This window comes from Agreia sp. Leaf283 (genome assembly GCF_001422485.1).
Taxonomy (GTDB): Bacteria; Actinomycetota; Actinomycetes; order Actinomycetales; family Microbacteriaceae; genus Agreia.
The window spans coordinates 141,622-167,731 of the sequence record NZ_LMNF01000001.1; the positions used below are offsets into that span (position 1 = coordinate 141,622).

At 68.2% G+C, this 26,110-nt stretch carries 20 protein-coding genes; 5 read left to right on the forward strand and 15 right to left on the reverse strand.

Annotated features, from left to right (window positions below; all coding sequences use genetic code 11):
* The 8 genes from ASF51_RS00645 to ASF51_RS00680 form a co-directional block, all read right to left on the reverse strand.
* Entirely contained in the window at window positions 1-645 is a 645-nt protein-coding gene (locus ASF51_RS00645; RefSeq protein ID WP_055923789.1) for a response regulator transcription factor, read from the reverse strand.
* A complete protein-coding gene (locus ASF51_RS00650) occupies window positions 642-2,969 on the reverse strand; it encodes a bifunctional diguanylate cyclase/phosphodiesterase (RefSeq protein ID WP_055923792.1) in 2,328 nt (775 codons plus the stop codon). The genes ASF51_RS00645 and ASF51_RS00650 overlap by 4 nt, the downstream gene beginning before the upstream one ends.
* Before the next feature lie 34 nt (window positions 2,970-3,003).
* Entirely contained in the window at window positions 3,004-4,494 is a 1,491-nt protein-coding gene (locus tag ASF51_RS00655; RefSeq protein WP_055923795.1) for a malate:quinone oxidoreductase, read from the reverse strand.
* Complete coding sequence (locus ASF51_RS00660; RefSeq protein ID WP_235497093.1) at window positions 4,482-5,633, reverse strand: hypothetical protein; 1,152 nt, start codon at window positions 5,631-5,633, stop codon at window positions 4,482-4,484. Before ASF51_RS00660 ends, ASF51_RS00655 begins: the two co-directional genes overlap by 13 nt.
* On the reverse strand, window positions 5,630-6,778 hold the full coding sequence (locus tag ASF51_RS00665; protein ID WP_055923801.1) for a sensor histidine kinase: 1,149 nt from the start codon (window positions 6,776-6,778) through the stop codon (window positions 5,630-5,632). Before ASF51_RS00665 ends, ASF51_RS00660 begins: the two co-directional genes overlap by 4 nt.
* 65 nt (window positions 6,779-6,843) lie before the next feature.
* Complete coding sequence (locus tag ASF51_RS00670; protein WP_157411946.1) at window positions 6,844-7,449, reverse strand: response regulator transcription factor; 606 nt, start codon at window positions 7,447-7,449, stop codon at window positions 6,844-6,846.
* A 106-nt stretch (window positions 7,450-7,555) separates the two neighbouring features.
* Window positions 7,556-8,254, reverse strand: coding sequence for an SGNH/GDSL hydrolase family protein (locus tag ASF51_RS00675; protein ID WP_055923807.1), 699 nt, complete (start codon window positions 8,252-8,254; stop codon window positions 7,556-7,558).
* A 6-nt stretch (window positions 8,255-8,260) separates the two neighbouring features.
* Window positions 8,261-10,603, reverse strand: coding sequence for a glycosyltransferase family 2 protein (locus ASF51_RS00680; RefSeq protein WP_082479430.1), 2,343 nt, complete (start codon window positions 10,601-10,603; stop codon window positions 8,261-8,263).
* 115 nt (window positions 10,604-10,718) lie between these two features.
* Here ASF51_RS00680 and ASF51_RS00685 point away from each other — a divergent pair, with 115 nt between their 5' ends.
* Window positions 10,719-12,296, forward strand: a complete 1,578-nt coding sequence (locus tag ASF51_RS00685; protein WP_055923810.1) for a chitinase — start codon at window positions 10,719-10,721, stop codon at window positions 12,294-12,296.
* Here ASF51_RS00685 and ASF51_RS00690 read toward each other — a convergent pair.
* The 7 genes from ASF51_RS00690 to ASF51_RS00720 all read right to left on the reverse strand — a co-directional run bounded on the left by ASF51_RS00690 (window position 12,293) and on the right by ASF51_RS00720 (window position 21,211).
* Window positions 12,293-12,883, reverse strand: coding sequence for a DUF1707 domain-containing protein (locus tag ASF51_RS00690; protein ID WP_055923813.1), 591 nt, complete (start codon window positions 12,881-12,883; stop codon window positions 12,293-12,295). The two genes, ASF51_RS00685 and ASF51_RS00690, sit on opposite strands and share 4 nt — an antisense overlap.
* A gap of 77 nt (window positions 12,884-12,960) precedes the next feature.
* The gene (locus tag ASF51_RS00695; RefSeq protein ID WP_055923816.1) at window positions 12,961-14,028 is read right to left on the reverse strand and encodes an aspartate-semialdehyde dehydrogenase; all 1,068 of its coding nucleotides are present in this window, start codon (window positions 14,026-14,028) and stop codon (window positions 12,961-12,963) included.
* Between the two features lie 138 nt (window positions 14,029-14,166).
* On the reverse strand, window positions 14,167-15,123 hold the full coding sequence (locus ASF51_RS00700; protein WP_055923819.1) for a hypothetical protein: 957 nt from the start codon (window positions 15,121-15,123) through the stop codon (window positions 14,167-14,169).
* Window positions 15,124-15,323: 200 nt separating this feature from the next.
* A complete protein-coding gene (locus tag ASF51_RS00705) occupies window positions 15,324-16,619 on the reverse strand; it encodes an aspartate kinase (RefSeq protein WP_055923821.1) in 1,296 nt (431 codons plus the stop codon).
* Between the two features lie 60 nt (window positions 16,620-16,679).
* On the reverse strand, window positions 16,680-18,335 hold the full coding sequence (locus ASF51_RS00710; protein ID WP_157411947.1) for a bifunctional 3'-5' exonuclease/DNA polymerase: 1,656 nt from the start codon (window positions 18,333-18,335) through the stop codon (window positions 16,680-16,682).
* A 68-nt stretch (window positions 18,336-18,403) separates the two neighbouring features.
* Window positions 18,404-19,003, reverse strand: a complete 600-nt coding sequence (gene recR / locus ASF51_RS00715; protein WP_044441714.1) for a recombination mediator RecR — start codon at window positions 19,001-19,003, stop codon at window positions 18,404-18,406.
* A complete protein-coding gene (locus tag ASF51_RS00720) occupies window positions 19,004-21,211 on the reverse strand; it encodes a DNA polymerase III subunit gamma and tau (RefSeq protein ID WP_055923824.1) in 2,208 nt (735 codons plus the stop codon).
* Window positions 21,212-21,450: 239 nt separating this feature from the next.
* Between ASF51_RS00720 and ASF51_RS00725 the strand changes: the two genes are divergently transcribed.
* Genes ASF51_RS00725 through pstS form a run of 4 tightly spaced genes read left to right on the forward strand, consistent with a single transcriptional unit; the run spans window position 21,451 to window position 26,071 of the window.
* Window positions 21,451-21,996 carry a hypothetical protein gene (locus ASF51_RS00725; protein WP_055923827.1) on the forward strand — a complete coding sequence of 182 codons (546 nt, stop codon included), beginning with the start codon at window positions 21,451-21,453 and terminating at the stop codon, window positions 21,994-21,996.
* Window positions 21,990-23,048 (forward strand): phosphate ABC transporter permease subunit PstC, encoded by a 1,059-nt coding sequence (gene pstC, locus ASF51_RS00730; RefSeq protein ID WP_235497094.1) that lies wholly within the window; start codon window positions 21,990-21,992, stop codon window positions 23,046-23,048. Before ASF51_RS00725 ends, pstC begins: the two co-directional genes overlap by 7 nt.
* A 6-nt stretch (window positions 23,049-23,054) precedes the next feature.
* A complete protein-coding gene (gene pstA / locus ASF51_RS00735; RefSeq protein ID WP_082479431.1) occupies window positions 23,055-24,401 on the forward strand; it encodes a phosphate ABC transporter permease PstA in 1,347 nt (448 codons plus the stop codon).
* The gene (gene pstS / locus ASF51_RS00740; protein WP_055923830.1) at window positions 24,398-26,071 is read left to right on the forward strand and encodes a phosphate ABC transporter substrate-binding protein PstS; all 1,674 of its coding nucleotides are present in this window, start codon (window positions 24,398-24,400) and stop codon (window positions 26,069-26,071) included. The genes pstA and pstS overlap by 4 nt, the downstream gene beginning before the upstream one ends.
* Window positions 26,072-26,110 lie beyond the last annotated feature (39 nt).

The window sequence follows — 26,110 nt, forward strand, 5'->3', positions numbered from 1 at the left end:
TCAGTCCGCTTCGGAGAGGTAGCCGTCCTCCGCTGCCCGCCGCAGCAGTTCGTCACGGGTGTCCACCCGACGGCCTTGGGACTCGTAGGTCGCCCGGATCGCCTTGAGCGCCGTGCGCACCCGCTCGAACCGCACGCCTTCGATCAGGGCGATGTCGACGGTGCTCTCGCCTCGCGAATACAGTCGCAGCACGCGCAGGTGCCAGTCGTCGAACGGTGGATGCTGCCCCGCGGCATCCTCGACGACCGTGTCGGTCTCGGGCTGGTCCCGACCGAGCACACGCCGCGCGGCCACGAGCACGGCCTCGGCGGGACGCGACTTGGGCACGAACGCGTCGGCGCCGGCTGCGAGGGTCTCGCCCTCCGCTTCGAGACCCGCCTCAGTGCTCATAACCACGACGCGGGCACCGGCGTCGGCACACACCCGGATCCGCTCCTCGAGCTGCACAGGCGTGTCGATCGTGCGGGCCATCACGACCACGTCGGGGGGAAAGGAATCGTCTGCGATCAGCTCCTCCCAGCTCCCGAGCGCGGCGACCACGTGGAAGTCGGGCGCATTGACGCTGATCCAGTGCGCGAGTCCGTCGACGATCAGAACATGGTCGTCGAGGAGGGCGATCGTATTGATGCGAGCGGCATCGTTCACGAGATCACCGCCGTCGTGCCGTGCGACCGGATGCGGTCCATCGTCTGCCTGAACGACTGCGGCCGGCCGAAGTAGTAGCCCTGGGCGCTCCGCACCCCGAGCGCGACCATCACATCGACCATGTCGGGGCTCTCGATGCCCTCGACGATCATCGTGTAGTCGAGGTTGTCGCCGAACCCCTGAAGCGCCTTAATGACCTCGCGCTGGCGCACATCGCCCAGATCGTCGATCAGGCTCTTGTCGATCTTCAGGATGTCCATGGGGAATCGCACGAGCGCCCCCACCGACGAATCGTCGGATCCGTAGTCGTCGAGGGCGATGATGACGCCGGCATCCTGCATCACCTCGGCCTCGCGTCGCAGGTCGTCGGTGACCGAGCGCAGCGATCGCTCGTTCAACTCGATGCAGAGCGACACGTTCGGATGCGACTTCGCGACATCGCGGATGAACGGCCCGAGGTGCTCCTCGCCGATCTGCCCCAGCTCGAGGTTCACCGTCATGCAGGCGATGCTCGGCTCGAGGGCGTGGAACTTCTCCGCCGCATCCATGGCCTTGACGATGATCTGCCTCGTGAGCTCGTCCATCAGGCCCAGGCTCTTCGCGCGGGCGACGAGAGACGACGGAGAGATGGGCCCGAGCTCGGGATCGATGTACCGCACGAGGGCCTCGAACGCCCAGATGCGACCCTGGTCGATGCTCACGATCGGCTGGAAGGCGAGCGTGAGCCTGTCCTCCGTGATGGCGCGGGCGACGATGTCGTTGGTGCGGGTCGAGCGATGCGACGCGATGCTCACGCTGCTGCCCTCGGCCGGCCCGCCCTGACGCCTCGAGCGCTTGACCTGCAGCATGCTGCGGTCGGCGTCGACGACCAGCAGCTGCGCATCGATCTCGCGGTGCCCCGAGAAGGCGAGGCCGGCGCTGACCACGGGTCGGAACTCCTGGCCGTCGAGAGTCAGCGGGCGCCCGATCTCGTGGATGATGCCGTCGGCGAGTTCCTTGCTCTGCGCCACGGTCTGCAGCTCGGTGAGGATCGCGACGAACTCGTCGCCGCCGATGCGGGAGACGAAGTCGCGGCCTCCCACGGAGCCGCGGAGGCGATCGGCCACGGCCTTCAGCAGCTCGTCACCCGTGTGGTGGCCTCGCGAGTCGTTGAGCTTCTTGAAGTTGTCGAGGTCGATGAAGAGCACGGCGATGCCGGAGTGGTACGAGCGATTCTCGTTCGCGTCGATCAGCGCGGCCTGGAAGGCGCCGTAGTTGGGCAGCCCGGTGAGGGGATCGCTGTTGGCCCGGCGCTCGAGACTGTCGACATCGTGCTGGATGCGCGCCGTCTCGCTGGCCATGTGCGCCAGGGCGGTCAGGGCCTGCTCCTCCTCGCGCCCGAGGGGAAGGGCGCCGAGTCGCCTCGACGCGACGATGTACTCGTCGACTCCGGGCTCGAGTCGAACCGGCGCACCGATCTCGCCGGGACCGGGCGGCTCGTCCCTGACCTCGGCCTCGCCCGCCTGCAGCACCATCTGCGCGCGAACCTCGAGCGCCTTGCGCAGGCCCGTCTCCGTGGCCCAGGGCAACTCGACCGCCGCTGTGACGACCCCGCTGAGCCTCCGGTGCACGGCACGGAAGCGAAGGCGTTGTGCGATCACGAGGAACAGGGTCGCGACGAGGAGGATGACCGCGGGGGTGAGCCGCACATCCGGATCGTGTTCGAGCCAGGGGATGACCGCGCTGTCGACGGCGTTCATGAGGGTCGACACGAGCGCCACGAGAAGCACCACTGCGCCCAGCCGCATAGGGCTCAGCGCAGACAACCCGAACTTCTGGTCGAGCCCCCACCGCCCCCGGGCGCGGATGAACTCGAGCAGCAGCGCGACAGCGAAGTAGCAGGCACTCGCAACCGCGTAGCTCACGAACTGCCAGACGCCCGCCCGGGTGAGCTCGTTGTGCACCACGACGAAGACCACTCCGCCCACGAAACTGATGCCGACCACGTAGAGGCCGATGGCGACGCTCCGCAGCACGATCGTCTGCGAGATCATCAGCCCGACCGACCAGAGTGCGACGGTCAGCAGGTATTCGGATGCCGGTCGCGAGATCGCGAGGAGCGTCACGGCGACCCCCAGCATGGGGAGCCCGCTGATGCGCCCGATCGGCATGCGCAGGTGCGCGCACATGATGCAGCCGAGCACCGTGACCAGTTCGACCGTCCAGGAGTCCGGCGGGGTCACGATGACCCCGACGACGGCGTAGACCAGCACGACCATCGCGAGCACGATGAACGGGGTCACGAACATGCGGTCGAACAACGACAGTTTGAAGCGATCGACCATGAGCCCGGGTCCCCTTTGGCGCCGCGCCCTGCCCTCAGGACGCGAGGTGCAGTGCCTTGGCGGTGCTCGTCAGCACCTTTCGGGCCGTCGCCGGCGAGTCGGTCAGTCGTGTTCCGAACGAGGGGATCATCGTGCGGATCTGCGGAACCCATCGGAGGTAGTCGTCGGGGAAGCACCGTTCGAGGACATCGAGCATGATCGGCACGGCTGTCGAGGCACCGGGCGATGCGCCGAGAAGGCCGGCGATGGAACCGTCTGCCGACGCGATGACCTCGGTGCCGAACTGCAGCACTCCCCCGCGGTCGGCGTCTTTCTTCATGACCTGGACGCGCTGCCCGGCGGTGATGAGGTACCAGTCCTTGGGGTCGGCGGTGGGCATGAATTCCTGCAGCGCGGCGAACTTCTTCTTCTTGCCCGCCAGCAGCTCACCGACCAGATACTTCATGAGATCGAAATTGTCGCGCGCAACGGCCAGCATCGGACCGAGGTTGTGCGCCCGGATCGACCCGGGCAGGTCGAGCCAGGACCCCTTCTTGAGGAACTTGGGACTGAATCCGGCGTATGGTCCGAAGAGCAGAGACGGCTCTCCGTCGACCACGCGGGTGTCGAGGTGGGGAACGCTCATCGGCGGCGCTCCGACGGCCGCCTTTCCGTAGACCTTGGCCCGATGCTCGGCGACGACGGCCGGGTTGTCGGTGCGGTAGAACTGTCCGCTGATCGGGAAGCCGCCGAAGCCTCGGATCTCAGGAATGCCGGACTTCTGGAGCAGATGCAGGGCGCCGCCGCCGGCCCCGACGAAGACGAATCGCGCGTTGACGGTGGTGGGGGTCGACCCGACCAGTTCCTTGACGGAGACGTTCCACGTTCCGTCTTTCTGGCGCTTCAGGTTCGACACCGAATGCTCGGTCTTGAGGCTCGCTCCCCGGCTGGTGAGGAAGTCGAAGAGATGCCTCGACAGGGAGCCGAAGTCGACGTCGGTGCCCGCGGCGATGCGGGTCGCCGCGACGAGCTCGTCTTTCTTGCGGCGACGCATCAGGGCCGGTGCCCACTCGTAGATGACGGCCGGGTCTTCCGTGTACTCGATGCCCTCGAAGAGCGGCTCGTCTCGAAGCACCTCGTAACGCTTGCGCAGGTACTCGACGTTCTTCTCGCCTCGAACGAACGTCATGTGCGGCGTCGAGTTGATGAAGGTCGACGGGTCGGGGATGTCGCCGTTCTCGACCAGAAACGACCAGAACTGCCGACTCACCTGGAACTGCTCGTTGATCGCCACGGCCTTCGATGCCTCGACGGTGCCGTCGGAGCGTTCGGGCATGTAGTTGAGTTCGCAGAGCGCCGCGTGGCCCGTTCCCGCGTTGTTCCACGGGTTGGAGCTCTCACCCGCGACATCGCCCAGCCGTTCGAAGATCCTGATCGACCAGTCGGGCTGGAGGATCGAGAGGAAGGTGCCGAGCGTGGCGCTCATGATGCCGCCACCGATCAGAACGACGTCTACGGGTTTGCCTGCTGCGCTCACATCTCCCATGATACGGCCGCCCGACCGCCCGACGGGTCGAAGGTGAACGTCACGGCGATGCCGCCGTCGACGGCGACGACCTCGACCTGGTCGAAGACGAGACGCACCATGCGTACGAACGGAGTCAGGGAGGGCGGGGGCACCGCACCCGGCGGGGCCGCGAACACGACCGAGCCCCGGGCATCCGTCTCTCGTCGCTCGAGCACCAGCGACGGCCTGGCCGATTCACCGATCTGCTCGACGATCTGCCGGATGAGCGCCCGCAGGGCGGCGGTCTGGCGGTCGTCGAGGTGCACGGCCACCCGGTCGTCGTCGCTGTAGCTGTCGACCGCGTCGGCCAGAGAGCCCTGCGAGATGCGCTCGACGATCGCCCTGCGAAGCACCGACGCCAGTTCGGCCGCCCTCACGGCGTCGTCCGGCCCCATCGTGCCTGTCTGCTCCAATCGCGTGAGGAACGGCACCACGTCTCGCCTGAGCGACCCGAGCTCGCCCATCGCATCCGTTTCGGCGAGACGCGTGAGCACGGCGCCGACATGCCGGGTTCGCTCGGCTTCCGCGTCGCGCCTCGCCCGCTCGAGGCTGCCGATGATGCTGCGCGCGTAGGCGGCCGAGCCGAGGCCGATGGCGATGGAGGGCGTCGCGGCGGTGAGAGCGAGGATGCCCAGGGTGACCGTGGTGGTCGAGCTCAGGTTCTGCACGACCGCAAGGACGAAGGTCACCCCGACGGCCTGGACGGTGAACCACACGATCTCGGAGGAGCGTCGATACGGCGCTCCGAGGATCAACGCGAGACCGAGGCACACGCCACCCCAGTCGTCTCTGATGAGGGCGTTCGAGCCGAACTGGCTCAGCGCGTTGAGCACGCTCGCGAGCATCAGCCCGCCCAGGAAGATCTGGAAACGCGAGAGGGAGATGAGCGGTCCGAACGGGTCGGCCGCACGGATGAAGTACACATACGACGCCGCGAGAACGAGCTGGGCCGCGACGGCCACGACGGGAAGAGAGATCTGGTCGCGACCGGACTGCGTGAGCGAGAGGGCGATCGACAGGGCCACGCTCACGATGCCCACGGCGATCACGAACATGCGCGCCGTCACTCTGGAGACCGGATCGAGTTCAGCCGCGGTCGGCCGCGCCCCGCCTGTCATGCTCTGGATTTCGGCACGGTGAGGAGCACCGATGTGCCCGCGCCGGGGCGCGACCAGATCGTCGCCGTTCCCCCGACCCCGAGCATCCGGTCGTGCACCGAGATCCGCAGGCCGAGGCGGTCGGCCGGCGCCGACGACGGGACGAATCCGCTCCCCGCGTCCACGACCATCGCGGTGACCTCCTCGCCCGAGACCGCGATGGCGAGCTCGGCGATCGACACTCCCGCGTGCAGGATCACATTGACGAGGCACTGCTCGACGGCCCCGACGAGCGCCTCCTCCGCGACCGGGTCGAGCCTCGTCAGCTCGGCGGCGTCGCCGGACACGATCACCCTGAGGCCCCGCGCGCCCACGCGGTCGAGTGCGTGCGCCAGCCTGCTCTCGCTTGTCGATTCGATCAATCCGGGGATGGCGACCGCGCCGGTCGTGCGCATGAGATCGTCGCTGCGTTCGAGCAGTTCGAGGTCGCGGCGGATCACGGCGAGATGGCTGTCGGGGATGGTGCCCGGAGCCAGCATGGCGAGGGCGTGCAGGTCACCGAGCACCGTGTCGTGCAGCAGGCTCGAGGCGTGGCCGAGGAGGCGCGCCTCCTCGGCCACGCTCTGCTGCATCTTCGCCGCCCGGTCGAGGGCGGGTGCCTGCTGCACGGCTCCGCGGCGTGCGACCCACAGCACGACGAGCAGCAGCGAGACCGCGACGAACGAGCCGAGGGCCGTGAAGTCGAGCACGACCACGCGTCCCCCGAGGTCGGCTCCGAGAAGCGCGGCGCTGGAGGCGGCTGCATACGCGAGACCGCAGACGACCAGGCACGAGGTCAGCGAGCGACGCCCGACCCCTGAGACCGTCGCCGCGACGATGGGCAGGCTGAGCACGATGCTGTCGGACTTCTGCCCCGGGGTGAGCAGGGGCTCGACGCTCAGCGCATAGGCGAACGCCGACGCGCACACGACCAGAAGACCGATGGTCGTGTCGACCGGCCCGTGCAGGCGCTGGAGCGCGTAGGCACCGCCGCCCATCACTGCGAGGGAGGCGATGGGAACGGCCGCGCGCCACAGGTCGGCCTCGCCACCCGTCTGCGGATGGAAGGTGGCGAGCACGCCGACGATGATCGCGACGGCGGCGAGAAGGGTCGACGACAGCCACACGGCCGAGCGCGCGAGGGCCCGAGAGGTGAAGACCCCTTCGGCGTCGGTGCCGAGCGTGAGGCCGGTCAGGACACGAACCCGTCTTCGGCTGCTCTGCGGATCAGGTCCTGCTTCGAGTGGGTCGGTCGGCCCGAAGCCGCGTAGTGGTCGCGGATGCGCGACAGATGGCCCTTGACGACCTCGAACGACAGGCCGAGCTGCAGTCCGATGTCGACCGGGCTCAGCCCGTCGGCGTACAACCGCAGGGTCTCGAGTTCGGCATCGACGAACGCGCCCCGCTCTTGGGCGTCGGCCCAGGTCGACCGAACGGCATCGAGCACGGCGTCGGCGGGAGAGGACTTGGGAACGAAGGCGGAGGCCCCGGCGGCAAGGGACCGCTCGCGGATCTCGTCGGTCTCGAGGGCGCTGACGACGACCACCAGCGCACCGGCGGCCAGACACGTTCTCACGCGCGTCTCGATCGGGATCGGCTCCTGCAGCTGCAGGTCCATCACGACGACGTCGGGGGCGAAGGCCGGATGCCGGATGAGCTCGAACCACCCGGTGGCGCTGATGACGATGTCGAGGTCGGGGGCGTTGCTGCGCATGTACATCGTCAGTCCGTCGAGCAGGAGCTCGTGGTCGTCGACGATACCGACGCGACACGATCGCACGGCCGATTGCGTTTTCACGTTCTCCCCCTGAGTTGACGCACTCGCGCGGGACGACTCCCCCCAGAGGCGCGCGATGCCTTCACACTACTCGGTCTGGAATGGATTCGCTGAAGCGAACCGGCGACTACAGTCCGAGCTGATCGAGCTCGTCCGACATCCGCCGCGCCATCTCGGCGTATCCCTCGTCATTCGGGTGCAGCCCGTCGGCGGCCATCCATTCGGGATGTCCTTCGATCCAGTGCGATGCCCCGTCGATTCGATCGGCTCCGATGGCACGCGCCTCGTCTGCGACCCACGAGCTGATGGTCTCGAGGCTCTGCGGGCGTTCGTCGGTGTACCAGAAGGGCTCGACTACGATGATGCGCGCATCCGGCAGCGCCGCACGCAGGGCGGTGAGGTCGGCGACGATGGCCGCGTGCACCTCGTCGGATCGGGCGGGCATCGAGAAATTGTCGTTGAGCCCCATGGTCACGAAGACGATGTCGGGGTCGGATGCGATGACGAGGTCGACGAGATCGCCGTCCGGCGGCAGGAGGTCACGATTGTTGACGAACCCCAGGCCGTTGACACTGGGATTGACCTCGTTCCAGCCGCGGTCCGCGGAGATGATCGTCGACCACCGCTTGCTCGGATCGCTCGCACCGGTGCCCAGCGTGTAGGAGTCGCCGTAGAAGGCGACCACCGGTCCGCCCGGCGCGACATTGCCGGTGCCGGGTTCCGCCGGCGAATCCGAGCCACGAGGTGCGAACACGATTACTCCTCCGACCACGACCGCGAGCACGGCGAGTACACCGAGCAGGATCGCCGGTCGTCGTGATGTCATGTGCGTCTATTCGGAGCGGTCGCCGCCGGAGATTGCCCCGCCGGCATTCACCCGGCTACGGGACGAGGTGCTGCGGATTCCGATGCGGCGACGACGGTCCTTCGACTGCCGCAGGTCGCGGCCCAGCCGCCGGTCACCGTGGTAGAGGATCGTGCGCCAGTCGACCGGAGCATCCGGGTCGACGGGCGAACGCTCGGGCTGCTCCTTCACTCGGCGCTCGACGTAGAGGAAGTTCAGGAAACCGAGCCACACATCGACCATGGAGTTGCGGATGCCGATGTAGGCGCGGATCGCGCCGGCGGCCATCACGGCGTTGAAGGCGGCGAACAGGGCGTTGCCCCAGTTCTGGAGAACGATGTCACGGTACAGCGTGAAAAGCGAGAACAGCACGATGACGTAGGGAGTGAGCACGTAGAGCGCCGGTGCGGCTGTGCGGTTCTTCACCTTCGGCGTGCGCACGAACGGGATCTTCTCACCCGTGATCATCTGCTGGAACGACTTGAAGACGCCCGCGAGGTTGACCGGCAGCAGCACGAGGTTGAACCCGTAGATGCGGAAGATGTCGCTGAAGCGGTGCCCTGCGGTGCGCAGGTCGCTTCCCATGGCGATGAAGTACGGCAGGGCGGCGAGAAAGACGAAGGGGCTGAGAAGCCGGCTGTCGTAGGGGTAGGCCAGCAGGAACAGCAGTCCGAAGCTCGCCCAGGCGATCGAGGCCATGTAGTTGGTTCTCAGCAGGATCTCGCTCAGCAGCACCCGGTCGCGGTTGAACCGACGCTCCCGGAGCTGATCCCAGAACTTCGGGAGGATGAGCAGTCCGCCGTTCGCCCAGCGACGTCGCTGCACGATCAGCGAGCCGAAGTCGGGCGGGGTGGCGCTGTAGCTGAGACGCTCGGGGTAGTTCACCAGGGTCCACCCGTGCGTGCCGAGGTCGATGCTCGACTCGGTGTCCTCGATGACCGTGCGGTCCTGGATGTACGTCTTGACCTCGAAGCCGGCGACGACCTCGACCTCGACGATGTCCTCGAGGGCGCGCTTGCGGATGACCGCGTTCGCGCCCACCCAGAACGTGGCGTTGTAGTAGGTCATGCCCTGGTGCAGGACATGCTGCAGGTCTGTGGTCGCGCCGGCGACGCGCTCGATGCGCGTCGGGGCGCCGCGGAACGCGGAGTAGGGCGTCTGGGTCACGGCCACGCGCGCGTTCTCGGGCTGCTCGAGCAGATAGACGAGTCGAACGCAATAGTCGCGAAGCAGCAGCGAATCGGCGTCGAGGGTCAGCAGATAGGTCGTCTCGGGGATGACCAGATCGGCCGAGGCCTCGTCGCCGGCCGGCCGGAGGACGACGCCGTCGGCGGTCTCCTCCGTCGCCCACGCGCCGCCCATGAGGCCGATGTAGGAGTTGAGGTTCATCGCCTTGTTGGCCTCGTGCGAGAGCGACGCGAACTTCTTGCGCTCGAAGTAGTCGAGCTTCGCGGTGAAGATGCGGGAGAGCCGCAGGGCAAGCGTGATGAGCCGGTCCGCATCCGGGTACGAGTGCTGGTCGAGCGCGCCCCCCAGGGCCACGATGGTGAGCCGGAGCTCGCGAGCCAGTCCCATGACGACCTGGTCGACGAAGAACTCGTCGACGTGATCGCCGACCTGTTCGGTGTCTGCCATGGCCTCGAGCCATTCCGCCGCCGCCGTGTAGTCGTCGACCAGCGCCTCGACGTCGTCTCGAAGCACCGTGTCGTCGGTGGCGAAACGCGCCGTCATCGACTCGACCGAGCGGCGGAATCGCTCGCCCGGGACTCTCAGAGCGCCCTCGATCTGGGCCGCGAGCGCGCGGGTCGCCTCGAGCGTCTCGGCCTTCTCAGGATCGCTCGGGAAGGGCGGGTCGTCGAGGAGGAGCACGACGCGCAGGTCGGGGAACTCCTGCAGCGCGGCCGACCACAGGGTGGCCCGCACCACGAGCGTCTCCTCCGCGTAACTCGGAACCAGAACCGTGATGCCGTCGGAGTAGTCGGCGAAGTGACGGTCGAGCTCTCCGCGCGGAACCCGCACGTGGCTGCGGAACCGGTAGAGGGCTCCCTGCCGTGCGAGCAAGTACATCAGGGCGGAGAACGTGAGGATCGTGACCACGATCAGGTAGCTCACCGCCTCGACCGTGAAACGGAAACCTGCACCCGGGTTGTTGACGAGCTCACGAAGAACCGTGGTGATCACGTAGATCAGCCAGAACCCGATCGTGGCGACGATCGAGAGGCGCCCGAGGGTGATCGTGCGACCGCTCGGCTTGGGATGGACGATCGACAGCGGCTCGCTGCGCCTCTCCGACCCCCACTGCCGTCGCCGGCCCTTTGTTCCGTCCGTCATGACACATCTCCCCGAGAAGTTCTGAACATCCTTCAAAGTCGACAGTGTCTCACGTATTTGTGCTTAAGTGAGTGTTGATCAATACACTGAGTGCTGATCGAACCTAGGGGAACCCTTGTCCACACGCTTTCCAGGCCGCCGCCTGTCCATACTGCGGCTGTCCGGTGTCCTCATCCTCATCGCAGGTCTCGTCTTCTCCGGCTTCCAGGGGTGGAAGTGGTTCCAGGACGCGAACTCGGTGACCGCCAAGGCCTGGATGGCCGGTTACGTCGACGTCACGGCCACCCCGAGCTTCGCCTTCGAGAACCCGACCGACTCGGCCGGCGACAATGTCGTGCTGTCGTTCGTCGTCGCATCCAAGACCGACCCGTGCAGCCCCTCGTGGGGCACGTACTACTCGATGGACGAGGCCGACCAGACCCTCGACCTCGATCGGCGCATCGCCCGACGCGACCAGCAGGGCGGCGACGTCATCGTGTCGTTCGGCGGGCTTCTCAACGACGAGCTGTCGACGGGCTGCACCGACCCGGATCAGCTCAAGAAGGCCTACGAGTCGGTCATCGACCGCTACTCGCTCAGCACCATCGACCTCGACATCGAGGGCGCGAACCTCACCGATACCTCCTCGGGCGACCGGCGCGCGGCGGCGATCGCGAGCATCCAGAAGGAGCGCGCGGGTACCGACTCTCCCCTGGCGGTCTGGCTCACGCTCCCGGTCGCTCCGTCGGGACTCACCAGCGAAGGCACCGACGAGGTCACCCGGATGCTGTCTGCCGGCGTCGATCTCGCGGGCGTCAACGTGATGACCATGGACTACGGCGACAGCCGCGAGGCGGGGCAGTCGATGGTCGACGCCTCGATCGATGCCGCGAACTCTGTGCACGGCCAGCTGCGCACCCTTTACGACCGGCAGAACATCTCGCTCGGCCCGGTCGAGCTGTGGAACAAGGTCGGCCTCACGCCGATGATCGGCCAGAACGACGTGGCCGGCGAGATCTTCACCCTCGACGACGCCGAGGCGCTCAATGCCTTCGCCGTGAAGAACGGGGTCGGCCGCATGTCGATGTGGTCGCTCAACCGCGACACGACCTGCGGATCGAACTACCCGGACGTCACGCGGGTCAGCGACTCGTGCAGTGGCGTCGACCAGGGCGATGCGTCGTTCGCCTCTCTCCTCGGTGACACGCTGACCGGCTCGCCCGAGTCGGCGGCCGGCTCCGTGACCACGTCGGTGCCCACGTCGACAGAAGACCTCACCGACGATCCCACCACGAGCCCGTACCGGATCTGGGATGCGGACTCCGCGTACCAGAAGGACACGAAGGTGGTCTGGCACCGCCAGGTGTACGTCGCCAAGTACTGGACGCAGGGCGACATTCCCGACAACCCCGTGCTGCAGGCGTCGGAGACGCCGTGGGAGCTCGTGGGCCCGGTGCTGCCGGGCGAGACGCCGGTGCCGGTGCCCGTTCTCCCCGCGGGAACGTACCCGGAATGGCAGGGAACGAGCATCTACACCAAGGGCGACGTCGTCATGTTCGACGATGCGGCGTACGAGGCCAAGTGGTGGACCCAGGGCGACAGCCCGCAGGCATCCCGCAGCGACCAGGACGCGTCGCCGTGGCGACCCCTCACCGACAACGAGGTGCGCACGATCCTCGGTATCCCCACCGTGGGCACCGGAGACGTCGGCTAGCGCCTGCGCTTGCGGTCGGGCTTGCCGTTCGGCCCGTAGATGATGATGCCGGCGACCGGAATGAGAGCGAACCAGAGCCAGCTGTAGCTCCAGCTGAGGGCGCTGCCCGTGACGAAGAACAGGGCGAGCGACACGAACGGCACGATGGCCATGACGGTCGCTCCGACCCGGCTCACCTCGGCCGGCTGCGGGTCCTTCCACCCTTCGGTCGCGCTCGGGGTCGTGGGCTGAACCACGGGCGAGGCGGCTGGCCGGGCCACGCTCTGGATGTCCGGGGCCCCGTAGGCGGGAATGGCATCGCTGGGCACAGGGTCGGTCGCGGTCGGGCTCGGCTCCGCGAACGTGGTCGGCGCGGGCCGCACGGCGTCGCTCACCGACGCGGGAAAGGTGGTCGCCGGCAGGTCGTCGAACAGGGGGGCGAGATCGCCTCTCGTCACCGCGTTGCGCGCTGCCTTGCTGCGCTCGGCGAACTCGGCCTCCGAGAGGCGACCCTCCGCCACGTGCTGGCGGAGCTCGGTGACCGCGCGATCACGCTCGGCGGTGCTGAGGCGGTAGCTGGGATTGCCCGAGTAGTCCGGAATGCTCATGAGGCCATTGTGTCAAGGCCTGTCTCCGCGCGCATCCACCAGACGATGGATGCGCGCGAGACGGCGACGGCGGAGACCTAGACGGCGACGGAGACCGAGCGCTGGGCCGCGATGTACTCGGCGATCTGCACGGCGTTCAGAGCGGCACCCTTGCGCAGGTTGTCGTTGCTGATGAACAGTGCGAGGCCGCGGCCGGCAGGCGCTCCCTCGTCTGCACGGATGCGGCCGACATAGCTCGGGTCGTTGCCCGCGGCCTGAAGGGGCGTGGGCACCTCCGACAGCTCGACGCCCGGTGCGCTCGACAGCAGCTCGGTGGCGCGCTCGGGGCTCAACGGCTCGGAGAATTCGGCGTTGATCGACAGGGAGTGCCCCGTGAAGACCGGAACCCGCACGCAGGTTCCGCTGACGAGGAGCTCGGGCAGCTCGAGGATCTTGCGGCTCTCGTTGCGCAGCTTCTTCTCTTCGTCGGTCTCGTTAGAGCCGTCGTCGACGATCGAACCGGCGAGCGGGATCACGTCGAAGGCGATGGGTCGCACATAGGTCTGGGGCTCGGGCATCGAGACCGCGTCTCCGCGGTGCACGAGCTGCAGAAGGTCGGGGTCGGCGACGGCGGCGCGCGCCTGCCCGGCGAGCTCTTCGGCACCCTTGAGGCCGCTGCCCGACACCGCCTGGTAGGTCGAGACGATGAGCCTGGTGAGCCCGGCCTCCTCGTGCAGCACCTTCAGCACGGGCATGGCGGCCATCGTGGTGCAGTTGGGGTTGGCGATGATGCCCTTGCGCGCGTCGGCGATCGCGTGCGGGTTCACCTCGCTCACCACGAGGGGAACGTCGGGGTCCATGCGCCAGGCGCTCGAGTTGTCGATGACGAGTACTCCGGCGGCCGCGAAGCGCGGAGCCTGGGCGCGCGAGCCCGTGGCCCCCGCCGAGAAGAGTGCGATGTCGAGGCCCGACGGGTCGGCGGTCTCGATGTCTTCGACCACGACCTGCTCTCCCCGGAACTCGAGAGTCGTTCCGGCGGAACGGGCGGTGGCGAAGAATCGGATGCTCGAAATCGGAAAGTCGCGTTCCTCGAGCAGGCGGCGCATGACTGTGCCGACCTGTCCGGTCGCTCCGACAACGCCAACGTTCAATGCCTGTGCAGCCACGGTATGTTCCTCAGGTGATGGGCGCGGCCATCTGCCGCAAACTCCTACTTTACCAAGCCGCCTGCGCTCGCCGCGGGTGTTGCCGAACGCGACGGATGTTGCCGGGCGACCGGCAACATCCGTCGCCCCGGGCAACAGTCACCGCCCTGCGATTCTGGGGACCCCGATTCGCAGGAGGCGCCGGGCGATCTCTGGCGGGTTGCGAAGCTCGGGTGGACCCCAGCGGGCCACTCCGTTGTTCTCGTCTCGAAGGTGGTCCTCCCGGATCTTCTCCTCGTAGATGACGTTGCCGGCGTTCTCGCCGAGCTTCAGGGCCTGCTTCAGGTACTTGCCGAATCCGTCGAACTCCGCGATGGCGTTGTGCTGCGGCCACTCGTGATCGGTGTAATAGAAGCCTCCCCTCGGATTGACGTGCTGCACCTGAAGCAGTGGCTCAGGAAAACCGAGCTCGATGATCGCAAGACGACTCAGCGTTTCTCCGGCGTTATCGGCGCCGACCCGCGCCGCATCGATGGCGCGACGGGCGCGCGCACGGCCGTTCGTGCGCGGGGAGCGAAGGAGGCCTTCGACGAGCTTCTCTCGGGTCAGAACGTGACGGCCGGCGCGCTTCTCGTGCACCGTGAAGTCGATCGCCGCGACGGCAATGGGAAAGGGCATGGTTCGAGCCAGATCGATCGCCGTGCGCTCGAGGCTCGTGACCAGGAGCCCGTTGCGCTCGGCCACATCACCGTCGTGCATCGCCTGACGATGAACCACCACCCCGTTCTTGCTGCGCGAATGTGAGGTCGCGTCGGCGACCACGTGCACCTCTGCGGGCCACGGACGGTCGGCCAGCGGGAGGCCCCAGATGGCTGCGGCCGAGGCATGACCGAACACCGGATGCCGGTGGGTCGATTCGACGGCCAGGACGTTCGTGAGATGGCGGGCATACGTGTCGAAGCCGGCCCAGGATTCCGAGGTCACGTAGACCCCTCGACGGAGCCGGCGCGTGTCGGTGCCCGAGGAGCGCTGAAGCTGCCGAAGAGTGTCGGGATCGAGATCGCGCGCGAGGAGGAGATCGCTCGATCGGGGCCGTCGCAGAGTCGGGGCTGTCATGCGCTCCAGAGTGGTGGGAGCAGCGGCAGCCGGACCTGAGATCAGACCCGACTGTGCACAACTCGCAGCAGTCCCGACAGGGTGAGGAGTGCCCGATGCGTCAGCCCGACTGGAGGCGGGTGTTGCCGAACGCGACGGATGTTGCCGGGCGACCGGCAACATCCGTCGCCCCGGGCAACACTCGCGAAGGGGCGGGGCGGCTAGCGGCCCGTTCCTCCGTGGACTACTGCCTCTGTGTCGGCGTCGAGGCCGAAGGCGGTGTGCACAACGCGCAGCGCGTCGTTGATGGTGTCGGCCCGGGTCACGACCGAGATGCGGATCTCGCTCGTGGAGATCATCTCGATGTTGATGCCGGCCTCGTAGAGGGCGGTGAAGAGTCGGGCCGAGACGCCCGCGTTGGTGCGCATGCCGGCGCCGACGAGTGCGAGCTTGCCGATCTGGTCGTCGTACTGCAGGCCTACGAAGCCCACATCGGACTGATCGGCGCGCAGGGCGGTGAGCACGGTCTGCCCCTCTGTCTTCGGCAGTGTGAACGAGATGTCGGTGAGCCCCGTGGAGGCCGCCGACACGTTCTGCACGATCATGTCGATGTTGGCGCCCGTCTTGGCGACCAGGTTGAAGATCTGCGCCGCCTTGCCCGGGATGTCGGGGACTCCGACGACGGTGATCTTCGCTTCGCCCAGGTCTGTCGCGACTCCGGCGATGAGTGGCTCTTCCACGGCGTTCTCGCTCTCTGTGGGGAGACCCTCCGCAGGGTTCTCCGATGGGTTGTAGACGATGGTGCCCTCGTTGTTGTTGAACGAGGAGCGCACGTGCAGGGTGACTCCGTGGCGACGGGCGTACTCGACGGCGCGGATGTAGAGAACCTTCGCGCCGTTCGCCGCCAGCTCGAGCATCTCTTCACTCGTGATGCGGTCGATCTTCTTCGCTTTGGGAACCACGCGGGGGTCGGCGGTGAAGATGCCGTCGACGTCGGTGTAGATCTCGCAGACGTCGGCGTTGAGTGCCGCGGCGAGCGCCACGGCCGTCGTGTCGGAGCCGCCACGGCCGAGGGTCGTGATGTCTTTGGTGTCGCGGTTGAAGCCCTGGAAGCCTGCGACGATCGCGATCGCGCCCTCGTCGAGCGCCTCGCGCAGCCGAACCGGCGTGACGTCGACGATGCGGGCGGAGCCGTGCCGGGCGTCCGTGATCATGCCGGCCTGGCTGCCGGTGAACGAGCGTGCCTCGTGGCCCAGGCTCTTGATGGCCATGGCCAGCAGCGCCATGGAGATGCGCTCGCCCGCGCTCAGCAGCATGTCGAGCTCGCGCGGCGCCGGCATCGGCGTGACCGCGTGGGCCAGGTCGAGCAGCTCGTCGGTGGTGTCGCCCATGGCCGAGACCGCGACGACGACGTCGTTGCCCGCCTTGCGCGTCTCGACGATGCGCTTGGCGACACGCTTGATGCTCTCGGCGTCGGAAACCGATGATCCGCCGTACTTCTGCACGATCAAGCTCACGTAAACACTCCTGATATGACGAGGATGGGCCCAGCGTGCAATCTTAGCGGGCGCGCGTGGTCACCCCTTGGCCTTGTCGTAGCTGTCGACCACGGCGACCGTCACCGGGAACTGCACGGGCACGGGGCCGAACAGCAGCCTGCCCGCGTCTTCGGCGGCCGCGCGCACCTCTGCGGCGACGGTGTCGGCGAGTGCGGCGGGAGTGTGCACCACGATCTCGTCGTGCAGGAAGAAGACGAGGTGGGGCCTGTCGCGCAGCGGGAGCCCGGGGCCGAGGAGAACGAGCCGCCGACGGAGCCCCGCCATCCACGACAGCGCCCACTCGGCCGCCGTTCCCTGCACGACGAAGTTGCGCGTGAACCGCCCCCAGCTGCGGCGCGCCGTCTTGGCCCGGGTCTGCACCGCCTCGCTGGCACCCTCCTGCTGGGCGTCGTCTTGAGCCTCGCGCCACTGCGCCGATGGAAGGGGCGAGCTGCGGCCCAGATGGGTCGACACGACGGCGCCGCTCTCGCCGAGCCGCGCCGCCTCCTCGACGAAGCGGATGGCATCGGGGTACGAACGCGCGAGTCGGGGCAGCATGCGCCCGCTCTCACCCGTGGTCGCGCCGTACATGGCGCCCAGCATGCCGACCTTGGCGGCCGCACGATTCTCGACGGTTCCGGATGCGACGATGCCGTCGTAGAGATCGCGGTCACGCCCGGCCGCGGCCATCGCCCGGTCGCCCGACATGGCCGTGAGGATACGCGGCTCGAGCTGCGCCGCATCGGCGACCACGAACATCCAGCCCGGATCGGCGATGACGGCGCCGCGCACCTGGTGAGGCAGCTGCAGCGCTCCCCCGCCGTCGGCGGCCCATCGGCCGGTGACGACTCCCCCGGGTACGTAGACGGGGCGGAACCGACCGCCCTCGACCCAGCTGTCGATCCAGTTCCAGCCGTTGGCGGTGAGCAACCTCGACAGCTTCTTGTAGGCGAGCAGCGGTTCGATGACCGGATGCTCGTGGCGCGCGAGCTCCCAGCGGTTCGTGCTCGTGACATCGATGCCGGCGCGGCGCAGCGACTTGACGAGCTCGACGGGCGAGTCGGGATTCGCCGTCGGATCGTCGATCGCGGCGCGGATCTGGAGCAATAATTCGTGCATGCGCGCCGGCCGCTGGCCGGGCTGGGGCCGTTCTCCGAGCAGGTCGACCAGGAGCTCATTGTGACGGGCCGCGTTCCAGGGCAGACCCGCGTGCTGCATCTCGATCGCGATGAGGCTTCCGGCCGACTCGGCCGCGAGGAGGAGAGCCAGTCGGTTCGGATCGGGGGCTCCGGCGACGGCCGCCCGCTGCAGCCGGAACTCCTCGACCGGGTCGAGGCCCTGCTCGTCGTCGCGACCGCGCTGCACCCCGAGTTCGAAGAGCGTGTCGGACTCGGACTCGCCCTGCACGGCCCACATGGCGGGGGCGTCCCACGGGGAAGCGGGAGCGAGCGCCAGCTGCGACGAGGCCGTCGCCGACGCGGTGCGCAGAATCGTGTGGCACAGACGCAGGTCGACGCAGCGTTCGACCACCACGTCGTGCGCCAGCAGTGCCGGGTACCAGCGTCGGGTGTCGTCCCAGACCCAGCGCGGTGACAGCCGCTCCCGACGTGCGACCTCGCTCGGGAACCGATCGAGCGCTACCGTCTCGGGCTGGCCGAGCAGCCTGCCTGCGTCGTCGAGCTCGGTCAGGGTCACGGCGTCGTCGCCGTCGCCAGCACCTGAACCAGCACCGACTGAACCAGCACTGACCGCGATGTGCACGATCAGCTCTCGACGAGCCGACGCCCCTCGAAGGCACGACCGAGGGTGACCTCGTCGGCGTACTCGAGGTCGCCTCCGACAGGGAGACCGGAGGCGAGGCGGGTGACCCGGATCTGCAGGGTGTTGAGCAGGCGGGACAGGTAGGTGGCCGTGGCCTCGCCCTCGAGGTTGGGGTCGGTGGCGATGATCACCTCGGTGATGTTCACGTCGGCCAGTCTCTGCATGAGTTCGCGGATGCGCAGGTTGTCGGGGCCGATGCCGTCGATCGGACTGATCGCACCGCCGAGCACGTGGTACAGGCCGCGGAACTCGCGAGTACGTTCGATGGCGACCACGTCTTTGGCCTCTTCGACGACGCAGATGACCGTCTGCTGCCGGCGCGGGTCGCGGCAGATGGAACACGTCTCCTGTTCGGACACGTTGCCGCAGATGGAGCAGAAGTGCACCTTGTCGCGCACCTCGATGAGCACCTCGGCGAGCCGGGTGACGTCGAACGATTCTGTCTGGAGGATGTGGAACGCGATGCGCTGTGCCGACTTCGGGCCGATGCCCGGGAGTCGTCCCAGTTCGTCGATGAGCTCCTGGACGATGCCTTCGTACACTTAGCCGTCGCTTCTCTGCGTGTTGCGGGGAGCCACGGGCTGCTCCTCGATGAAATTGGCGCCGAGGATCTCGCGGACGACGGCCTCGCCGTAGCGCTGACGGCCGGAATCGGTGGTGGCGACAGGGGTGGCTCGCGGGGCCGGGGTCTCGGGGCGAGCCTTGGCGAATGTGGGCATGGGGGCCTGAGCGGGTGCAGACGGCGAGACGGGGGCGGATGCCGACTCGGGCGCACGGAAGTCGGGCTCGGGCTCACGATCTTCTTCGGGCACCGGCTCGACCGTTGCGTCGGGCGTGGGATCGGACTGCGGGATGGCGACGACGGCCCAGGAGCTGGTGACCGCCGCCGGCTTCTGCTCTCGGCCGGCTTCGGGCCGGCCGGGGGCCGGCGCTGCCGCCGAGGGCGTGGATGCGGGCGCGGGCGCCGGTGTCGGCGCGGGCGCCCGGGCGGCGGCGGCCGCGGGTGCCGCAGCAGAGCCCGGGTGCTCGACGCGGGCGATGTACTTGACGCGCACGCCGAGCAGGTCGAGGATCGCCTGTCGGAGGATCTCGCTGACGCCCTGCCCTGGTGCCTGCTGCTGCTTGAACTGGTTGACGTCGTTCTCGCTGGGGAACGCCAGCGTGAGGACGTCGTTCTCGAAGGAGCGAACGGTCGCCGTGTAGACGACGAGCCAGGCGCTGCGCTTGGCCTTCTGCACGGCTTCGAGAATCTCGGGCCACGTGTCTCGCACCTGCTGCAGCGTGACCGGCCCCGCGGGGGCGGCCTGCACGGGGGCGGCCTGCACGGGGGCGGCGGGCTGCACCGGGGCGGCGGGCTCGGCCTGCTGCTGCTGCTGCCGCGGTTCTGTCTTCTGCGGTTCGGCCTGCTGCGGGGTGGCGACGGCGGCCTCAGCCGCGCGAGCGGGCGCCGACTCGGGAACGGATGGCGCCGCGGCCACCGGCTCGACTGCGGGTGCAGGCGCAGGCGCAGGTTCTGGGGCAGCGACCGCGGCAGGTACGGCACGCTGAACCGGCGCCGCGGCCCGTGGCGCGTCTGTCGTCTCGACTCCGACACGACGCTCGAGGCGTTCGATGCGGGCGAGCGAGCCGCGCTCGGTGTCGTCGCTGGCGGGCACGAGCACCCGGGCGACCATGAGCTCGAGGTGCAGGCGGGGGCTCGTGGCGCCCGTCATCTCGGTGAGCGCCGCGTTGACGATGTCGGCCGTGCGCGAGAGCTCGGCGTGGCCGAACTGCTGCGCCTGGTGGTGCATGGCCTGCAGCTCGTCGGTGGGCACCCCGCGCAGAACGGCGCCGGCCGCCTCGATGCTGGTGGTGGCGCTGACGATGATGATGTCGCGGAGGCGCTCGAGAAGGTCTTCGACGAATCGGCGCGGGTCTTGGCCGGTCTGGATGACCCGGTCTACCGCGCCGAATGCGGCGGCCGCGTCGCGCACGCCGATGGCATCGATGACCTCGCCCAGGAGAGCCGAGTGGGTGTAGCCGAGCAGGGCGACGGCTCGCTCGTATTCGATCGTGCTGCTCTCGGAACCGGCCATGAGCTGGTCGAGGAGCGAGAGGGTGTCGCGGGGAGACCCCCCGCCGGCGCGCACCACGAGCGGCAGGACGCCGGGGGCCACCTTCATGCCCTCGCTGTCGCACAGCTGCTGAACGTATTCGAGCAGCTGCGCCGGCGGAACGAGCCGGAACGGATAGTGATGCGTTCGCGAGCGGATGGTGCCGATGACCTTGTCGGGCTCGGTCGTGGCGAAGATGAACTTCACGTGCTCTGGTGGTTCTTCGACGATCTTGAGCAGCGCGTTGAAGCCCTGCGGGGTGACCATGTGCGCCTCGTCGAGGATGAAGATCTTGAAGCGGTCGCGCGCGGGGGCGAAGACGGCTCGTTCGCGGATGTCGCGCGCGTCGTCGACGCCGTTGTGGCTCGCGGCGTCGATCTCGACGACGTCGAGCGAGCCGCCGCCGTCGCGACCCAGCTCGACGCAGCTGGGGCACACGCCGCACGGGGTGTCGGTGGGACCCTCTGCGCAGTTGAGGCAGCGGGCGAGGATGCGCGCCGAGGTGGTCTTGCCGCAGCCGCGGGGACCGGAGAAGAGATAGGCGTGGTTGACCCGGTTCGTGCGGAGCGCTGTCATCAGCGGATCGGTCACCTGCGACTGGCCGATCATCTCGGCGAACGCCTCAGGTCGATAGCGGCGATAGAGGGCGGTGACCATGCAGCAATCGTAACGGTCGCCACCGACACCCTGCCCGCCGCATCCGGAGCCTGTGAGCGGAACGCGAACGGCGAATCGCCCAACCGATTTTTCCTCACATTCCCCCATAACTGGGGGCAGGTGCAGATCTGTTGCTCATCCGTGAGCCACCCGTCGTTCATTCCCGACACCTCTCGTCGCAACCGACCGCCTCGATATTGAGTCGGCACCCGCCCGCACCACCCGATCGATGAGGAAGCATGCCCCCGAGCCCGCGCGTCGTCTTCGCCGCATTCAGCTCGAACGACGAACCGATGCTTCATTCGTGGATCCGTTTTCGCGACCTCGTGGAGTCCGCCGATGCCCTCGGTCCGCGGAGGCGACCCGTGCCCCGCGAAACCGCCCGCACGCCCGAGGTCGCGAGCACGAAGGCCCCGCACAGCACGGGAGTCTGGCGTGTGCTCGCCTCGAACAACCGCGAACTCGGCCGCAGCGCGCGCACCTACGCATCGTTCGATGTCGCCCGGGCCCACGTCGCGACGCTGCAGGCGAGCGTCGACGAGCTCGTGGTGACCCCCGTCGTCGGTCCCCAGCCCGGCCTCTACGGATGGCTCCTGGAACACGAGGGGACTCCCGTGGTCACATGCGGACGCTGGTATGCGGCGTCGTCGAGCCGCGAGACGGTGATCTCGACGGTCGCCGCGCTGAGGATCGCCATGGTCATGGAGGCTCCGCGCGCGCTGCTCGACCCGATGCGACGCAGCGCAGGACGCCGGATCGACCGAACCGCGGTGGCGCCATGGTGATGATCGACCCGGTGCAGGCCGAGCCGCAGCCAGAGCCGGATACGCAGACCGAGCCGCAGCCAGAGATGCAGACGCCCGACGTTCCCCGCGTCCTGGCCGCCAACACCGGCCTCTCCGACAGGATCTTCCGCGGCGTCGCACGCACCGGCGGCACGATCGTGCTGCTCGTCATGCTGCTCGTCGGCGTCTTCCTGCTCTACAACGGCTACAAGGCCATCAGCGTCGCCGGATTCGGCTTTCTCACCACGCAGGCGTGGGAGCCCAACAACGGCGACTTCGGCATCGCCGCCGTGCTCTCGGGAACGTTCTTCATCGCCCTCACCGCGATCGCCATCGCCGTTCCGCTCGCGCTCGGCACCGCGCTCTACATTAACGAGTACGCGCCGCGCGGAATCAAGCGCGCTCTCATCAGCGTGGTCGACCTGATGGCCGCCATCCCGAGCGTCGTCTACGGGCTGTGGGGGCTGTTCTTTTTGCAGCCGCTCATCCTCCCGTTCTCGCAATGGCTCGCCACCTATCTCGGCTGGATTCCGATCCTGTCGGCGCCCAACTTCGATCCGTCCGACCCGCTCGCGAGCCCCACGCTGTTCACCTCGTCGACGTTCATCGCGGGGATCGTGGTGGCCCTGATGGTGGCGCCGATCGCGAGTTCGATCATGCGCGAGGTGTTCAGCCAGACGCCGCTGGGCGAGCGGGAGGGGGCTCTCGCCCTCGGCGCGACCCGCTGGGGCGTGATCCGCAGCGTCGTTCTGCCGTTCTCGCAGGGCGGCATCATCGGCGGCACGATGCTCGGCCTCGGTCGGGCTCTCGGCGAGACCATCGCCGTCTACCTGATCATCTCGCCCGTGTTCATCATCCAGCCGCACATCCTCGAGAAGGGCGCCAACTCCATCTCGGCCCTCATCGCGCTGCGCTACAACGAGGCGTCGGCCCTCGAGATCTCGGCCCTGATGGCCGCCGGTCTCGCCCTCTTCCTGGTGACGCTCGCCGTGAACTTCGGCGCCTCCACGATCATCGCCCGCAGCCGCTCCGGCGCATCGAGCGAGGGATAGACCGCCATGACCACCGTGCTCCCCGACGCTCCCACCGAGGTCATCGCTCCGGCCACGCAGGCCGGCCGACGCACCGAACTGCCTGCGCGGGCCCCCGCATCCGATGCGCCCGAGACGCGGCGCGCGCTCACCGGCGTGCGATTCTCGGACCTCATGCGCCTGGTCGGCGCAGCCGCCGCGTCGTTCGCCCTGACCTGGTGGGCCTTCAGCCAGCTGCTGCCACTGCAGGGCGTGCTCGGCTTCATCGTGACCTGCTTCGCCCTCTTCGTGATCATCTTCGGCGTGCTCGTGAGCCTCGACGAGTCGGGCCCCACGGTGAAGGACCGCGTCATCAGCGTGTTCGTCCACGGCATCGGCGTGCTCATGCTGCTGGCCCTGTCGTCGGTCGTCGTGTTCACGATCGTGCGCGGCTGGGACTCCCTCTTCCACGGCAATTTCTGGATCATGGACATGTCGGCGACCGGGCCTCTCGACGGCCTCGATTCCGGCGGCATCCTGTATGCCATCATCGGCACGCTGATCATGATCGCTATCGCGCTGGCGATCAGCGTTCCCCTCGGAATCCTCACCGCCGTGTTCCTCAGCGAGGTTCCCGGCCGCTACGCGAAGTTCGTGCGCACCGTCGTCGAGGCCATGACCGCCCTGCCCTCGATCGTCGCCGGCCTGTTCATCTACGCGTCCGTCGTGCTGATCCTCGGGTTCGAGCGCTCGGGCTTCGCGGCATCGCTCGCCATGACCGTGATGATGCTGCCGATCATCATCCGGTCGGCGGATGTCGTGCTGCGGCTCGTGCCCGGAAACCTCAAGGAGGCGTCGCTCGCGTTGGGCGCCAGCCAGTGGCGCACCGTGTGGAACGTGACGCTGCCCACGGCGCGATCCGGGCTCACGACGGCGGTCATCCTCGGCACCGCGCGCGGCATCGGCGAGACGAGTCCCGTGCTGCTGACCGCGGGAACGACCACGTTCTTCAATGTCAATCCGTTCTCCGGCCCGATGGTCTCGCTGCCGTTGGCCACCTTCAACTTCGTGAAGTCGCCCGAGCCCACGATGATCGCCCGAGGGTTCGGAACGGCCGTCGTGCTCATGCTGCTGGTCATCGTGCTCTTCGCGCTGGCTCGCGTGATCGGCGGCCGCGGTGCGGGCGTGCTCTCGCCCCGCCAGCTGCGCAAGCGTCGACTCGAGTCCGTGCACGACCTCGAGCGCATCACCCGGGGCGAGCGGGCCGAGGCCGACCGACCGACCGTGGAACAGGCATCCGTCGACGCGGTCGCCCAGGCGGCGGCCGTCGCCGCCGCAGAGAGACTCGTGGCGCGCTCGCGGCGCGGCCGCCGACGCAAGGACGACTCCGAATGACCCGCCGACTCTCACGTCTCGTTCGCACCTCCGTCGGCGCGTTCGCCGTGCTCATGATCGTGACGGGCCTGTTCTCGTTCGCGCCGCAGCCCTCGGCCGTCGCGGTCGGCGCCATCCACCAGCCCATCTCGGGGGCCGGCTCGACCTGGTCGGCCAACGCCCTGCAGCAGTGGATCCGCAACGTCTACGACAACTACAAGTGGCAGATCACCTACAACGACAGCGGCTCCTCTGCGGGGCGCCAGCTGTTCGCGGCCGGCACCGTCGACTTCGGCGTCTCGGAGATCCCTTACGAGCTGAAGGGCAGCGACGGCGTCGATCCCCGCCCGGCTCGAGGCTTCGCCTACGTGCCGATCGTGGCCGGCGGAACGGCGCTGATGTACAACCTCGTGATCGGCGGCAACCAGGTGACGAACCTGAGGCTCAGCGGCCCCACTCTCACCAAGATCTTCACCGGCGTGATCACCGTGTGGAACGACCCCGAGGTCGCCGCCGACAACCCCTCGCTCGCTCTGCCGGCCACCCCGATCGTTCCCGTGGTGCGCTCCGACGGCTCCGGAACCTCGGCCCAGTTCACGGCCTGGATGCGCCAGCAGTACCCCGACCTCTGGAACGCGTTCTGCGCCAAGGTCGGCCGCGGGGCGACCTGCGGAATCACGTCGAACTACCCGTTCGTGGCCGGCTCGTCGTTCGTGGCGCAGTCCGGCTCGAACAACGTGGCCGGCTACATCGCCCAGGGCCAGGCCGTCGGCGCGATCGGATACGTGGAGTACTCGTACGCCCTGAACTCGGGCTTCCCGGTGGCGAAGGTGCTGAACAACGCCGACTACTACACCGAGCCGACCGCGTCGAACGTGGCCGTCTCGCTGCTCGGCGCCACGATCAACCAGGACACGTCGTCGCCCGACTACCTCACCCAGGACCTGACCGGCGTCTACAACAATGCCGATGCGCGCAGCTACCCGCTGAGCTCGTACTCGTACATGATCGTGCCGACGAGGATCGAGAACCAGTTCAGCGAGGACAAGGGCCTCACCCTCAGCGACTTCGCGAACTACTTCCTCTGCGAGGGGCAGCAGCAGGCCGAGGTGCTGGGGTACTCGCCGCTGCCCATCAACCTCGCCACGGCGGGTCTCGACCAGATCAAACGCATCCCCGGCGCCGACCCCGCCGGCAAGGACATCTCGACCTGCAACAACCCCACCTTCTCGCCCGACGGCAGCAACAAGCTGGCCAACGAGGCCCCGCAACCACCCGCGTGCGACAAGCGCGGGGCGGATGCGCAGTGCGCCATCGGCACGGGCGGTGCCGGCGGCCCGGGTGGCTCGGGCGGCCCGGGTGGCACGGGTGGCACGGGCGGGCCGGGCGGTAGCGCCGCCGGGGGTACGGATGCCGCATCCGCGGCCGCCGCGGCAGCAGCATCCGCAGCGGCGGGCGCCGCGGGAACGGCGGGCGCCGGAGCCTCCGCCATCGCCGGAAAGGCGGGGCCCGTGACCGTGGCAGGGACACCGGTGAGCATCGACTCGTTGGTCAAGAGGACTCCCGCCAATGCCATCGCTTTCGCCGCGGGTCTCGTGGCGCTCCTGGGCCTGCTGCTCCCTCCCGTCATCTCGAAGAGACGACGACGGGCCAGAGAGCTGAAGCAAAGCTCAACATTCTCCTCCCGTTAACCGGGCCAGAAGCCACAGCGGGTCGACTCAACACGCACC